The organism is Accumulibacter sp. (genome assembly GCF_036625275.1).
Classification (GTDB): domain Bacteria; phylum Pseudomonadota; class Gammaproteobacteria; order Burkholderiales; family Rhodocyclaceae; genus Accumulibacter.
This window is the reverse complement of sequence record NZ_JAZKUD010000029.1, coordinates 1-15,420: the sequence shown is the minus strand read 5'-3', so window position 1 is coordinate 15,420 and position 15,420 is coordinate 1. Positions and strand designations below refer to the sequence as shown.

The window sequence follows — 15,420 nt, the reverse complement described above, 5'->3', positions numbered from 1 at the left end:
TCATTGTAGATCGACCCTGAAGGAGGGATTCCATGAATACCTTAGCATCATGCCACTCGCTCACGAGAAGATCGGCGGGCCTGGCCGCCATTCTGGCCCTTGGCCTGGTGGCCGCGCAACCTGCCGCTGCGGGGGTGGCCGGTGGCTGGACACGCAGTTCGACCGTAACGGACAGTGTCGTCAATAACAGCGACGGCACCTGGACCTACCATTACACGGTGAACAATACCAGTCTGCGTAACGAAGGTCCCGACCGTGAGCCCTATATTGTCGACTGGGAGTTGCCTTGGTTCGGTGATGCCGGCATCACGAACATCGCGTCACCGACCGGCTGGAATTACAGCATCGAGACCATCGGCGTGGCGAACGCCAGCACCGGATGGGAAGGCGTCGCTGCGTGGCAGACCCCGGGCGACCCCTTCTTCGCAGGCGCTGGCAGCCCGTTTACGACCGTCACCGAGGTGCTGCACTGGTACAGCAACTGCTGGGTCGATGTCGGCACATCCGCACGCATCGCCAGCGCGGCCGCAATCGTGTCCTGCGAATCGCCCTTGCAGGATGCCATCATGCCGGAGGGCTTGCTTCCCGGCTTCAGCTTCGTTGCAGACTTTGATGCGGTTGCCGCACCCTACCAGGCGTCGTGGGCGTTCCTGCCGGTGCGCACTGGCGACCCCGCCTTCCCCTTGGGCGGGATTCCGAATTCGCCGAGAGTGAGTCTGGTTCCCGAGCCGGGCGCGCTGGGCCTGCTCGGTGCCGGTTTGCTCGCTTTGCTGTTGGGTCGCCGCCGCCGCTGAACGCCAGCGCACATCACGCCGAGGCACGTGCATGAAACGTGCTTCGGCGGGGTGTTTTTCCGGCGGCTTCCTGCTGACTGCCGCCAAGAACTGAAGGGCTAGGTCGACCGGCGCCGCCGGAATGCCAGTAGCCCGGCCAGACCGGCACCGACCAGGGCGCTGGTCAGCGGCTCGGGCACGGCCTGCGGCTCGGCGTAGATGAAGTCATCCATGACCACTGCATCGTCCAGGCCGGTATAGGTGCCGTCAATGCCGTGCGCGCCCGATACGATGCGCACCCGCGAAACTCTCTCGCCGGCGTTGAACGAGACGCCCAGGAATGAGAATGATCCCTGGCTGTTGCGCCCGTCTGCAGTCGGGAAGACCCCTTCCACCGGGAACAACCCCAGCGACGCACCGCTGGTGTCGAAAAACTCCAGCGACGCGCTTCCCGTGTAATCCACATCGGCGAAGACGACGCCCATGCCGCGCACCGTCGCCGCCAGCCCTGGGCTCCCGGGTACGGAAAAAGTCACATCGGTGATATTGCTCCCCATGCTGGCGAACAACCTTGCCGGGCTGAACGCATCGAACTCGGCAGGACCAAAGCCTGCTTCGTCGGAAAACTCGGATGCGCTCACACGAAAACCGGTCCCCGGCGTGGTGAATGTGGCCCCGCGAATCCGGCCTGCTGGCTGAATGCCGGTGGTGCCATTGAAGAAATCTCCTGGAAACGCGTTCGGCGAACTGAATCCCGGTGGCACCGCATCCCAGTTGATCTCCCGCCGGCCTGTCGTACAGGGTCCCGGCGCGCAGGCTCCGGGGGGATTGAGCACACCCAGGTCGCTCCGGAATGAATCGATGACCGCGTTGAAAGCGACATCTCCCGCGCCGCCGGTGGTCACTGCTGAGTGGATGACCGGTACCGCCTCTGCGAGAGGCGCCATCGAAATTGCAATCCCGGTCAGCAAGATTTTTGTCCTCGTCATATACAGTCCTCCGTGTACCGTTATTTTTTGACAATCGGGATGTGAAGCACGCGACACCCCCGTATCTCCACCACCGATGCGCCGATGGTTGGACGGGGGATAAGCAAGCACATAGCATGCCAAAATTGATTATTTAAATCAAACCAGATAGTTATGAATTCATGAACCAATTTCTGTCGTGCACAGTGTAAAAATTTCCGACGTTATTGTGAAAGTCGCGTCAGCGACTCACGAATCTCCTCTTTCCCAACATGCGCGAGACGATACCTGCGTTGCTGACACGACTTTCACACGAATCTTGATCCAAATCATGTCTGCCCGTGCCAGTCTTGCCGTAACCTCAAACCATTGACCTGCGGGTGCGCTCATCCTGAGCTTATGACCCTGCGCCACGGGGGGGCCGTGGCCCAATCTTCTTCGCATGACAAACAGAGGAAACAAAAGTGACACCGCCTGAGATGAGCAAGTCGGGATACAGCCGCGAGCAGATTTCCGTATTGACGATGAATACACTGGCCTTCGCGGTGAATTTCGCCGTCTGGGTGATGTTTTCCGTCATCGGCATCAAGATCAAGGCCGAACTCAATCTCAACGAAACCGAGTTCGGCTTGCTGGTGGCGACTCCGATTCTCACCGGCTCGCTGATCCGCCTGCCGCTGGGTTTGCTGACCGACCGTTACGGCGGACGGATCATCTTTATGATTCAGATGGTTGTGGTTGCAATTCCCACCTGGCTCTTGTCCTACGCCACCGAGTACTGGCAATACTTGGTGCTGGGTCTGTTCGTCGGCATGGCCGGTGGCTCGTTCGCGGTGGGTATCGCGTACACCTCGGCATGGTTCAGCAAGGAGCGGCAAGGCACGGCGATGGGCATCTTCGGCGCCGGCAATGCCGGTTCGTCGCTCACCAAATTCATCGCTCCGATGCTGATCGCGGCTTCGGCGACCGGTTCGTGGCGGAACGTTCCCAAGGTGTACTCCATCGCCCTGCTGGTGATGGCGGTCCTGTTCTGGTTCTTCACCTACGAAGATCCGCTGCACCGGAAGGGCGCGCAGAAGGACCAGCGTCGCCCCACACTCGGTGAACAGCTCATGCCCCTGCTCGACCTGCGGGTCTGGCGTTTCGGACTGGCCTATTACTTCGTCTTCGGCGCCTTCGTAGCACTCGCGCTGTGGCTGCCCAAGTACTACGTCGGCGAATATGGGTTGCCGCTGGCGACGGCTGCGTTCCTGACGATCCTGTTCGACCTGCCCTCCGGGGCGATCCGCGCCCTCGGCGGTTGGGCATCCGACAAAGTGGGGGGTAACCAAGTCACCTGGTGGGTGCTCTGGATCAGCCTGGTGTCCCTGGTCATCCTCAGCTATCCACCGACGACCATGGTCATTCACGGCATCAAGGGCGATGTCGCTTTCAGCATCGAAGTGGGGATCGTGCTGTTCACGATCCTGATCTTCGTTCTTGGTCTGGCCCAGGGCTTCGGGAAGGCCAGCGTTTACCGCAGCCTAGCCGACCACTATCCAAAGAGCATGGGAGTGGTCGGCGGCATCGTCGGCGTCATCGGAGGTCTGGGCGGTTTCACCCTGCCGATCATGTTCGGTGTCGCCGCCGACGTGGTCGGGGTGCGCAGCAGTTGCTTCATGCTCCTGGTCGGCGTCGTGGTGGTCACCATGATCTGGATCTGGCGGGCCGAAAGCAGCGAAAGGGAAGAGATCCTCTTCCGGCACGCCGCCGCGCGCGCCGAATTGCAGAACGCGGAGCTGCTGGAACATGCGCGCCGGCGACGGCATCTCCTGGTCGACTGGCGCCCCGACGACGAGACCTTCTGGGCGGCAAGCGGCCGGCGCATCGCCAATCGCAATCTCCTGTTTTCCATGCCTGCCCTGCTGCTGGCGTTTGCGGTGTGGGTCGTGTGGAGCGTGATCGTCGTCGAACTGCCGCATATCGGCTACCAGTTCAGCACCAACCAGTTGTTCTGGCTGGCGGCGCTGCCGGGATTGTCGGGGGCCTTCTTTCGCGTACTCTATTCATTCGTGGTACCGATCTTCGGCGGCCGCAACTGGACGGTTTACAGCACCGCCTTGCTGATCCTGCCGACTCTCTGGATCGGTTACGCAGTGCAGGACCCCGGAACCAATTATGCGGTGTTTGCAGTGATTGCCTTGCTCTGCGGTCTGGGGGCGGGTAATTTCTCGTCGAGCATGGCCAACATCAGCTTCTTCTACCCGAAACGCCTGCAAGGCACGGCGCTGGGACTGAATGCCGGCATCGGCAACCTGGGTGTCGGACTGGCGCAACTGATCGCACCCATCGCGGTCTACGGAGGCGCCTTGCTGATCCTTGGCGGCAGCGCCCAGACGCACGTAGACCAGGGCGTTACGACCCCGATCTGGGTCCAGAATGCCGGCTTCATCTGGGTGCCGTTCATTGTCCTCAGCACCCTCGCTGCCTGGTTCGGCATGGACAACATCGCCAGCGTGCGCGCCGGCTTCGCCGATCAGGTGGCGATCTTCAAGCACAAGCATCAATGGCTGATGAGCTGGCTCTATACCGGCACCTTCGGCTCGTTCATCGGCCTCGCTGCCGGTTTCCCGATGCTGGTCAATACCCAGTTCCCGGCGTCCGATGCCTTCAAGCTGGCCTTCATCGGCCCGGTTCTGGCAGCGCTCGTTCGCCCCATTGGCGGATGGCTGGCCGATCGCATAGGCGGTGCCTCGATCACCGTGTGGTGCTTCGTCGTCATGGCCTTGGCCCCGCTGGGTGCGGTCGGGTTCCTGCCTGGCGCAAGTGGCGAAGGCAACGTGCAGGGCTTCGTGCTGATGTTCCTGATCCTGTTCGTCGCCGCCGGCATCGGCAATGGCACGACCATCCGGATGATCCCGATCATTTTCCGCACTTTATGCGAACGGCAGGTGATTAACCGCAATGACCAGGCTGCGCTCGAACAGGCGCAGCGCGAGGGGAGTACCGAGGGCGCCGCAGCAGTCGGTTTCAGTTCGGCGGTGGCGGCGTTCGGCGGCTTCTTCATTCCGATCGCGTGCGGTACTTCCATCAAACTGATGGGTGGTCCACAAGGGGCGCTGATTTTCTTCAGCCTGTTCTACGTGAGCTGCGTCGCGGTCACCTGGTGGTGGTACGCACGCCAGGACGCGGAGGTCGCATGTTAGCGCAGCGAGCGAGGGGGTCCCTCAGCCGCCGAGCCGGCGACAGCCCGGCGGCAAAATGGCTCGCCGGTTCTCTTGACGCACATCAAAGAGCAAGCCTGCTTCGCCCAGTACCTTTTCTCCCGATACCGCGCCGCCTGATTCGTGCTGCATGACAGTCAACGGAGCGGTAAGACTGCACGCATCGTCCCACTTCATTTACGGAGCCCTTATGCAAAGCACCCATCCCGCCGCGCCCGTGCGCACGAGTTCGGCCGACGTCATCGACTGGCGACCCGAGGACGACGCATTCTGGGAGAGCACCGGCAAGAAGATCGCCTACCGTAACCTCTGGATTTCGGTGCCGGCACTACTCTGCGGTTTCGCCGTCTGGGGCATGTGGGGGATCATCACCGTACAGATGCTCAACCTCGGGTTCCCGTTCACCCAGGCCGAGCTGTTCACACTGACCGCGATTGCGGGCATTGCCGGGGCGACGATGCGCATCCCCGCGTCGTTCCTGATCCGCCTGGCCGGCGGGCGCAACACCATCTTTCTGACTACGGCGATGCTCCTGTCGCCGGCGATCGGCACCGGCATTGCCCTGCAGCACAAGGACTGGCCGTTGTGGGCGTTTCAGTTGATGGCACTGTGGTCGGGCGTCGGCGGTGGCAACTTCGCGAGTTCGATGTCGAACATCAGCACCTTTTTCCCGAAGCGGCTGCAGGGTACCGCGCTGGGCCTCAACGCCGGGCTTGGCAACTTCGGTGTGACGACGATGCAGATCGTCATCCCGCTGGCGATGACCGTGGGTCTGTTTGGTACCTTCGGTGGTGAGCCGATGACGCTGCTGAAGGACAGCGGCTGGATCCTTGGCAAGATCACCGCCGGCACACCGACCTGGATCCAGAACGCCGGCTTCGCCTGGGTGCTCTCGCTCGTTCCGCTGTCGGCGCTGTGCTGGTTCGGCATGAACAACCTGAAGACGGTTTCCCCTGACACGGGAACCCCGATTGTTGCCTTCGCCAAGATCACCTACCTGTACTCGCTGGCCTTCGTGCCGGCGATCGCCATCCTGTACCTGTATCTGCCCGCACCGACCGGCCTGGGTCTGATCAACATGTGGGTGGCCGTTCCGCTCGACGTGATCAGTGCCCTGCTGGTGATGCGGCTGGCGGCCTTCGGCACGATGAAGGAGAACGTCGCCAAGCAGTTTGCGATCTTCCGCGACAAACACACCTGGTCGATGACGCTGCTGTACATCGTGACCTTCGGCTCGTTCATCGGTTTCTCGATGGCGCTGCCGCTGTCGATCACGGTGATCTTCGGGATCAGCCACGTCCCCGATGCCAACGGCGTGCTGCAGCACACCTTGAAGAATCCGAATGCGCCGTCGGCGTTCACCTATGCCTGGATCGGCCCCTTCGTCGGTGCAGCGATCCGGCCGGTCGGCGGCTGGATTTCCGACAAGCTGGGCGGCTCGATCGTCACCCAGGTCATCTCCGCGGCCATGGTCGTCGCCTCGATCGCAGTGGGCTACGTGATGATGCAGGCCTACGCATCGGCCACGCCGGAACAGTACTTCCCGGCATTTCTCGGCCTGTTCATCGTCCTCTTCGCCGCCAGCGGCATCGGCAACGGTTCGACTTTCCGCACCATCGGGGTGATCTTCGACCGTCAGCAGGCTGGCCCCGTCCTCGGCTGGACCTCGGCCATCGCCGCCTATGGCGCGTTCATCGCGCCGGTGGTGATCGGTCAGCAGATCAAGGCCGGTACGCCGGAGATTGCCATGTACGGTTTCGCTGCCTTTTACGCCTTGTGTCTGGTGCTCAACTGGTGGTTCTACCTGCGTGCGAATGCGTACGTGAAGAATCCCTGACCGCCCAGAGACCCCCCGCCCAAGTTCCCGAGGAATTCGCATGAGCCACTTTCTAGATCGACTGAGCTACTTTTCCGCACCGAAAGAAGCCTTTTCCAATGACCATGGGATGGTCACGGGTGAGGACCGCACCTGGGAAGACGCCTACCGCAATCGCTGGGCGCACGACAAGATCGTTCGCTCGACACACGGCGTCAATTGCACGGGTTCGTGCTCGTGGAAAATCTACGTCAAGGGCGGCATCGTCACCTGGGAAACCCAGCAGACCGACTATCCGCGCACACGCTGGGACATGCCCAACCACGAGCCACGCGGCTGTGCGCGCGGCGCGAGCTATAGCTGGTACCTGTACAGCGCCAATCGCGTCAAACACCCGATGGTTCGCGGGCGCCTGCTCAAGAGCTGGCGTGCAGCACGCCTGGCACATGATCCCGTGGCGGCCTGGGCATCGATCGTCGAATCCGACGACAAGCGCCGCGACTACCAGAGCGTGCGTGGTCTCGGCGGCTTCGTCCGTTCGAGCTGGGACGAGGTCAACGAAATCGTTGCCGCGGCCAACGTCTACACGATCAAGAAATACGGCCCCGACCGGGTGATCGGATTCTCGCCGATTCCCGCCATGTCGATGGTCAGCTATGCCGCCGGCAGCCGCTATCTGAGCCTGATCGGCGGGGTATGCATGAGCTTCTACGACTGGTACTGCGACCTGCCGCCGTCCAGCCCGCAGATCTGGGGCGAGCAGACCGACGTTCCCGAATCCGCCGACTGGTACAACTCCACCTTCATCATCGCCTGGGGTTCGAACGTACCGCAAACACGCACGCCCGACGCTCACTTCTTTACCGAGGTGCGCTACAAGGGCGCCAAGACCGTCGCCGTCACGCCCGACTATTCCGAAGTCGCCAAGCTTGCCGATCTGTGGATGCACCCCAAACAGGGCACTGACGCCGCGGTGGCGATGGCGATGGGGCATGTGATCCTGAAGGAATTCTATTTCGACAAGCGCAGCGAGTACTTCGACGACTACGCTCGCCGCTATACCGACCTGCCGCTGCTGGTGATGCTCAAGGAGCATGCCGGCGCCGGCGACGAGCCGCTGCTGGTGCCGGATCGGTACGTGCGCGCCTCCGACTTCGACGGAAAATTCGGTCAGGACAACAATCCCGAGTGGAAAACCGTGGCCATCGACGAAACCGACGAGGTGGTCTTGCCGAACGGTTCGATCGGTTTCCGCTGGGGTGCTGAAGGACGTTCCGATCAAGGCAAGTGGAACCTCGAAGCCCGCGAGGCCGTCGCCGCCGGCAAGGTCAGGCTCAAGCTGTCGCTGCTCGAAGGCGCCGCATCGGCGATACAGACGGCGCGGGTCGGTTTCCCGTATTTCGGGGGCATCGAGAGCGAACACTTCCCGAACAATGCGCAGAGCGACGTGCTGGTGCGTACGGTGCCGGTACGGCGCCTCACGCTGGCTGGCGATGCGGGTCCGCGCGAAGTGCTGGTGGCGACGGTATTCGACCTGCAGGTCGCCCACTATGGCGTTGCACGTGGCTTGTCCGGCGAACAGGCAGCGTCGAGCTTCGATGACAACACGCCCTACACGCCGGCATGGCAGGAAAGCATCACCGGCGTGCCGCGCGATCAGATCATCACCGTCGCCCGCCAGTTCGCGGACAACGCCGACAAGACGCACGGCAAGTCGATGGTCATCATCGGCGCGGCGATGAACCACTGGTACCACAGCGACATGAACTACCGCGGGGTCATCAACATGCTGATGATGTGTGGCTGCATCGGCCAGAGCGGCGGCGGCTGGGCACACTACGTCGGTCAGGAGAAACTTCGTCCGCAGACCGGCTGGACGGCACTGGCCTTTGCGCTCGACTGGATTCGTCCGCCCCGCCAGATGAATTCGACCAGCTTCTTCTACGCGCATACCGATCAGTGGCGCTACGAGAAGCTCGACCTCGCAGAAGTGCTCTCGCCCCTGGCCGACAGGACCCGATACGCCGGCAGCATGATCGACTACAACGTGCGCGCCGAACGCATGGGCTGGCTGCCCTCGGCGCCGCAATTGCAGACGAATCCCATGCAGGTCGTGCGCGACGCGCAGGCGGCGGGCTTGGAACCTCGGGAGTATGTGGGCAAGGCGCTCAAGGATGGGTCGCTGAAAATGAGCTGTACCGATCCCGATCACCCCAACAACTGGCCGCGCAACCTCTTCGTCTGGCGCTCGAACCTGCTTGGCTCGTCGGGCAAGGGGCATGAGTATTTCCTCAAGCACCTGCTGGGCACCAGCAACGGCGTGCAGGGCAAGGATCTGGGAACTGAGCAGGCCAAACCGAGCGAAGTCGTATGGCACGAAAAAGGGCCGGAAGGCAAGCTCGACCTCCTGGTGACGCTCGATTTTCGCATGAGCACCACCTGCCTCTACTCCGACATCGTCCTGCCGACGGCCACCTGGTACGAGAAGAACGACCTCAACACCAGCGACATGCACCCCTTCATCCATCCGCTTTCGGCCGCGGTCGACCCGGCCTGGCAGTCGCGCAGCGACTGGGAGATCTACAAGGGCTTCGCCAGGAAGTTCAGCGAAGTGTGTGTCGGCCATCTCGGAGTCGAACGGGAAGTCGTGCTCACCCCGATGATGCACGACACCGCCGGAGAACTGGCGCAGCCGCTGGATGTCAAGGACTGGAAACGCGGCGAGACCGACCTGATTCCCGGCAAGACCGCGCCGCAGGTGCAGGTCGTCGAACGCGACTATCCGAACGTCTATAAGCGCTTTACTGCCCTCGGTCCACTGATGGGCAAGCTCGGCAATGGCGGCAAGGGAATCGGCTGGAACACGCAGGATGAGGTCAAGCAACTCGGCGAACTCAGCGGCCTGGTTCAGTCCGAAGGCGCTTCCTGCGGCCTGCCGAACATCGACACGGATATCGACGCCTGCGAAGTCATTCTGCAGCTCGCACCGGAAACCAACGGTCATGTGGCGGTCAAGGCCTGGAAAGCGCTCGGCAAGCAGACCGGACTCGATCATACGCATCTCGCACTGTACCGCGAGGACGAGAAAATTCGCTATCGCGACATCCAGGCGCAACCGCGCAAGATCATCAGCTCTCCGACCTGGAGTGGCATCGAGAGCGAGACGGTTTCGTACAACGCCGGCTACACCAATGTGCACGAGCTGATCCCCTGGCGCACGCTGAGCGGGCGCCAGCAGTTCTACCTCGATCACCCCTGGATGATCGCTTTCGGTGAAGGCTTCTCGAGCTATCGCCCACCGGTCGATCTGAAGACCACCGCCGGCATTCATGGCCGTCGGCGCAATGGCAACCCGGAGATCCTGCTCAACTTCATTACACCGCACCAGAAGTGGGGGATTCACTCGACCTACACCGACAATCTGATGATGCTGACGCTCAGCCGTGGCGGGCCGATCATCTGGTTGAGCGAGGACGACGCGCGAACGGCCGGCATCGTCGATAACGACTGGGTCGAACTGTTCAACGTCAATGGCGCCATCGCCGCGCGGGCGGTGGTCAGTCAGCGGGTCAATCCGGGCATGGTGATGATGTATCACGCCCAGGAAAAGATCGTGAACACCCCCGGCGCCGAGATCACCGGCGTACGTGGCGGCATTCACAATTCGGTGACGCGCATCGTACTCAAACCGACGCACATGATCGGTGGTTACGCGCAGTTCTCGTACGGCTTCAACTATTACGGGACCATCGGCACCAACCGTGACGAGTTCGTCGTGGTGCGCAAAATGAACAAGATCGACTGGCTCGACACGCCGGTTGGCAGCGAACGTATCGCGCTCGTACAGGCACAAGGAGAAAACGCATGAAAGTCCGCGCACAGATCGGCATGGTGCTCAACCTCGACAAGTGCATCGGTTGTCACACCTGTTCTGTCACCTGCAAGAACGTCTGGACCAGTCGCCCGGGAATGGAGTACGCCTGGTTCAACAACGTCGAAACCAAGCCCGGCATCGGCTACCCCAAGGAATGGGAAAACCAGGACAAGTGGAACGGCGGCTGGATACGCAAGGCGAATGGCTCGATCGAGCCGCGCCAGGGAGGCAAGTGGAAGCTCTTGATGAGGATCTTCGCCAACCCCAACCTGCCGGAGATCGACGACTACTACGAGCCCTTCACTTTCGACTACGACCACCTGCAAAGTGCGCCGGAGATGAAGGCCAGCCCGACGGCGCGGCCGCGCAGCCTGATCACCGGCATGCAGATGGACAAGATCGTCTGGGGACCGAACTGGGAAGAAATCCTCGGCGGCGAATTCAGCAAGCGCAGCGCCGACCAGAACTTCGACGGTTTCGAGGCCGCACAGAAAGCGATGGCCGGCGAGTTCGAGAACACCTTCATGATGTATCTGCCGCGGCTTTGCGAGCATTGCCTGAACCCGGCGTGTGTGGCGAGTTGCCCGTCGGGTTCGATCTACAAGCGCGAGGAGGACGGCATCGTCCTGATTGACCAGGACAAGTGCCGCGGCTGGCGGATGTGCGTCAGCGGCTGCCCGTACAAGAAGATCTACTACAACTGGAAGAGTGGCAAGGCCGAAAAGTGCATCTTCTGCTATCCCCGTATCGAATCCGGACAGCCGACGGTCTGTTCGGAAACCTGTGTCGGCCGTATCCGCTATCTGGGCGTCCTGCTGTATGACGCCGACCGGATCGAGGAAGCTGCCGCAGTCGAACACGATCGCAACCTCTACCCGGCGCAACTGCAGCTCTTCCTCGACCCGGACGATCCCCAGGTCATCGAGCAGGCGCGCCGCGATGGCATTCCCGATGCCTGGATGGACGCTGCACGCAAGAGTCCGGTCTACAAGATGGCCATCGACTGGAAGGTCGCCCTGCCGCTGCATCCCGAATACCGCACGCTGCCGATGGTCTGGTACGTGCCGCCGCTGTCGCCAATCACCGCTGCCGCCAACGCCGGTCAATTGGGGAGCAACGGCGAGATCCCCGACGTCAAGCAACTGCGCATCCCGGTCAAGTACCTGGCCAACCTGCTGACCGCCGGCGATACCACGCCAGTGGTGCGGGCGCTCGAACGGATGCTGGCGATGCGTGCGTATCAGCGCGCAAAACATGTCGAAGGCCGCACCGACCTCGACGTTCTCAAGCAGGTCCAGATGACCCAGGCCGAAGTCGAAGAGATGTATCAGGTGATGGCCATCGCCAACTACGAAGACCGCTTCGTGATCCCGACCAGCCACCGCGAGTATGCCGAGAACACTTTCAACGTGCGCGGTGGCTGTGGCTTCTCGTTCGGTAACGGCTGCTCCGAAGGAATCGGCGAGATGAGCCTGTTCGGTAGCGAGAAGAAGCGAACGATTCCCATCAAGGCGGAGGTCTGAGCGATGTTTTCGCCGAAAATCCCGGCCATGGCGATCACCCTGCGGGTTCTGGCGCGGTTGCTGAGCTATCCTGATGCCGACCTGCGCCAGCACCTGAACGTCATGCGCCACGCACTGCATGATGAACGGGCGCTCGCGCCGGCGCGCCTGGCGGAACTCGACGCCCTGATCGCCAGCATCGATCGCCAGACTGACCTCGATGCCGAAGCTGATTATGTGCAACTCTTCGACAGCGGGCGCCGCACCTCGCTGCACCTCTTTGAACATGTGCACGGCGATTCGCGCGAGCGCGGCCCGGCGATGATCGATCTGGCGCAGACCTTTGAGCAAGCCGGCCTGTACCTGACGGAAGGAACGTTGCCCGATTACTTGCCGGCGGTGCTCGAGTACGCATCGACACAACCGCCACGCGAAGCGCGCGCCTTCCTCAACGAGATGGAAGAGATCCTGAACGTCATCTTCAATGCCCTGCTCAAGCGCCACAGCCGCTACGCCAGTGCCCTGGGCGCCCTGCTCGAACTGGCGGGCGGCAAGGCAAGACCGGTCAGCCTTCCCGACGACGAGCCGATCGACGATACCTGGGCCGAGCCCGCCGCCTTCGACGGTTGCGCCGCACGCGGCCAGCAACGAACCCACACGGCACAGCCGATCCATTTCGTCCGCCCCACCTCCACCCAAGGAGCGCGCACATGAACACCCTGCAAGCCTACGCCCACAACTTCTTCTTCAACGTCTATCCGTACCTGTGCCTGGCGGTCTTCCTGATGGGCAGCCTGGCGCGCTTCGACCGCGACCAGTACACCTGGAAGAGCGATTCATCGCAACTGCTGCGCACCGGAACGCTGCGCTGGGGCAGCAACCTCTTCCACGTCGGCATCCTGTTCCTGCTGATGGGCCATACCGTCGGCCTGCTGACGCCGCATTGGCTGTACGAGCCGTTCATTTCACCGGAGCGCAAGCAGGTAGTGGCGGTGGTGGCCGGCGGCATCGCCGGCGTGATCTGCTTCATCGGGCTGACCCTGCTCGTGCATCGGCGCCTGTCCGATCCACGCATCCGCCTCACCAGCCATCGCACTGACCTCGCGATCCTGATCATCCTGTGGGTGCAACTGACCATCGGGCTGATCACGCTGCCCTACTCTTTCGGGCACGAGGACGCCAGCGTGATGCTCGCGCTGTCCGACTGGGCGCAGCGCATCGTCACCTTCCGCCCCGACGCCGCCGGTCTCGTGGCGCTGGCCTGGCCGTACAAGATCCACCTGGTGCTGGGAATGACGATTTTCCTGCTGCTGCCGTTCAGCCGGCTGGTGCATGTGTGGAGCGGTTTTGCGTCGATTGCCTATGCGTTCCGCCCGTATCAGTTGGTGCGATCCCGCCGGCTCAATCTGCCAAGCGGCCACAACACGCCACCAGCCCGCAATTAGAGGAGAGTGGAGATGGCTACTGCCACGACCCTGGCTACTGCCACGACCCCTTTCGAGGTTGCCGACACGGTCGCCGCCATCGCGCGCGTCAACGGGGTGGCACTGCATGCAGGCGATGAATCGCTCGACGCAGCAACCCTGCGCCAGCGCGCCTGCACCGAGCTGTTGCGACAGGCAGCGCAGGCAGCAGGACTGCTGGAGTCAGACGATCAGGCTACTCCTGACGGGGTGCTCAGTGAAGCCGCCGCGAATGCCATTGAAGCGCTGCTCGAAAGCACCCTGAAGGTGCCGGACCCGTCCGAAGACGAGTGTCGCCGCCACTACGCAGCGCACCAGAGCGCTTACCGGACCGGCGAACGGGTTCGTCTTCGCCATATCCTTTTTGCCGTGACGCCGGGCGTGCAGGTTCCTGCCCTGCGCCAGCGTGCAGAAGCGGCACTGCTCGACGTCCGCAGCCGCAATGATCAGGACGTTGACCGTTTCAGCGAAGCGGCACGGACCCTCTCCAACTGTCCGAGCGCTGCTGAGGGAGGCGATCTCGGGTGGCTGAGCGCGGCCGATTGCGCTCCGGAAGTTGCCCGCGAAGTGTTTGGCCATGTCGAAGTGGGCGTCCTGCCTCGACTGGTTCGCAGCCGCTTCGGCCTGCACGTGATCGAGGTGGTCGAACGGATGCCAGGTGTCACACAGCCCTTTGCCACGGTACGCGCAACGGTGGCCCAGTCATTGCGTCAACACAGCTACGTGACCGTGTTGCGCCAGTACCTGCAGGTACTGGCCGGGGCAGCCGTGCTGGTCGGGGTTGGCCTGGATTAGCGACTTGATTTTTATCAAGGACAGCGCGCACCAGAAATCTGAGACTATTGACTTTCGACAACTATCTAGAAGGGGAGAAAATGCGAACAATTCGATCCATGGCCGGACTCTTTGCCGTCACCGCCTTGACCTTGACCATGAGCAGCGCATTTGCCGAGGAAGGCAAGAAGAGCGTGACCCCGGCCGAAGTCAAATACCAGGCAGCCGGCTCGCCGCTGGCCAGCGAGCCGATGCACCAGAGCATCGATCCCAAGGCGCCAGCGATGACCAAAGCCGAATTCGACAAGGCGAGGCAGATCTACTTCGAGCGCTGCGCCGGTTGCCACGGCGTTCTGCGCAAGGGTGCCACCGGCAAGGCATTGACGCCGGACAAGACACTGGCCAGTGGTACCGACTACCTGAAAGTGTTCATCAAGTATGGTTCGCCGGCCGGCATGCCGAACTGGGGGACCTCGGGTGAACTCAGCGACGACGAAGTCGACCTGATGGCGCGCTACATCCAGCAGGAGCCGCCGACTCCGCCCGAATTCTCGATGGCCGACATGAAGAAGACCTGGAAGGTCATCGTGCCGCCCGAGAAGCGTCCGACGAAGAAGATGAACAACTACAACCTCGACAACATCTTCTCGACGACACTGCGTGATTCCGGAGAAGTGGCCCTGATCGACGGCGACACCAAGAAGATCATCAACATTGTCAAGACCGGCTACGCCGTGCACATTTCGCGTATGTCGGCTTCCGGCCGCTACCTCTACGTCATTGGCCGCGATGCACGCCTCAACCTCATCGATCTCTGGATGGAGAAACCGGACAATGTTGCCGAGCTCAAGATTGGTCTCGAGGCCCGCTCGGTAGATACGTCCAAATTCAAGGGCTTTGAAGACAAGCTGGCGATTGCCGGGTAAGTATTCGGTGAACCCGTGGGCCAAGTCTGACCTTGACGATCGGCGCTAGCGACACAGAATTGAGCGGAAGTTCCTGTGCAGGGGATGGAGCCAGATATCCTTGATCGGCAGGATAGGCTTG

Annotated in this window: 9 protein-coding genes and 1 pseudogene; 9 read left to right on the top strand and 1 reads right to left on the bottom strand. The window is 61.9% G+C overall.

Features of this window, described 5'->3' with window-relative positions:
* Window positions 1–32: 32 nt before the first annotated feature.
* Window positions 33–794 (top strand): PEP-CTERM sorting domain-containing protein, encoded by a 762-nt coding sequence (locus tag V5B39_RS11150; RefSeq protein WP_332342964.1) that lies wholly within the window; start codon window positions 33–35, stop codon window positions 792–794.
* 98 nt (window positions 795–892) lie between these two features.
* Here V5B39_RS11150 and V5B39_RS11145 read toward each other — a convergent pair whose 3' ends face one another.
* Window positions 893–1,720, bottom strand: coding sequence for a PEP-CTERM sorting domain-containing protein (locus tag V5B39_RS11145; RefSeq protein WP_332342963.1), 828 nt, complete (start codon window positions 1,718–1,720; stop codon window positions 893–895).
* Window positions 1,721–2,220: 500 nt separating this feature from the next.
* Here V5B39_RS11145 and V5B39_RS11140 point away from each other — a divergent pair, with 500 nt between their 5' ends.
* From V5B39_RS11140 to V5B39_RS11105, 8 genes and pseudogenes are all read left to right on the top strand, one after another.
* Window positions 2,221–4,926: an MFS transporter gene (locus V5B39_RS11140; RefSeq protein ID WP_332342991.1), complete on the top strand. Its 2,706-nt coding sequence runs from the start codon at window positions 2,221–2,223 to the stop codon at window positions 4,924–4,926.
* 208 nt (window positions 4,927–5,134) lie between these two features.
* On the top strand, window positions 5,135–6,781 hold the full coding sequence (locus V5B39_RS11135; RefSeq protein ID WP_332342962.1) for an MFS transporter: 1,647 nt from the start codon (window positions 5,135–5,137) through the stop codon (window positions 6,779–6,781).
* Between the two features lie 40 nt (window positions 6,782–6,821).
* Window positions 6,822–10,628, top strand: a complete 3,807-nt coding sequence (locus V5B39_RS11130; RefSeq protein ID WP_332342961.1) for a nitrate reductase subunit alpha — start codon at window positions 6,822–6,824, stop codon at window positions 10,626–10,628.
* Window positions 10,625–12,157 (top strand): nitrate reductase subunit beta, encoded by a 1,533-nt coding sequence (narH, locus tag V5B39_RS11125; protein ID WP_332342960.1) that lies wholly within the window; start codon window positions 10,625–10,627, stop codon window positions 12,155–12,157. Before V5B39_RS11130 ends, narH begins: the two co-directional genes overlap by 4 nt.
* Window positions 12,158–12,160: 3 nt before the next feature.
* Window positions 12,161–12,850 carry a nitrate reductase molybdenum cofactor assembly chaperone gene (narJ, locus tag V5B39_RS11120; protein ID WP_332342959.1) on the top strand — a complete coding sequence of 230 codons (690 nt, stop codon included), beginning with the start codon at window positions 12,161–12,163 and terminating at the stop codon, window positions 12,848–12,850.
* A complete protein-coding gene (gene narI / locus V5B39_RS11115; RefSeq protein ID WP_332342958.1) occupies window positions 12,847–13,581 on the top strand; it encodes a respiratory nitrate reductase subunit gamma in 735 nt (244 codons plus the stop codon). Before narJ ends, narI begins: the two co-directional genes overlap by 4 nt.
* A gap of 12 nt (window positions 13,582–13,593) precedes the next feature.
* Entirely contained in the window at window positions 13,594–14,394 is an 801-nt protein-coding gene (locus tag V5B39_RS11110) for a peptidylprolyl isomerase (protein ID WP_332342957.1), read from the top strand.
* A 137-nt stretch (window positions 14,395–14,531) separates the two neighbouring features.
* A pseudogene (locus tag V5B39_RS11105) lies at window positions 14,532–15,296 on the top strand (cytochrome D1 domain-containing protein); the annotation flags it as partial.
* Between the last annotated feature and the right edge of the window lie 124 nt (window positions 15,297–15,420).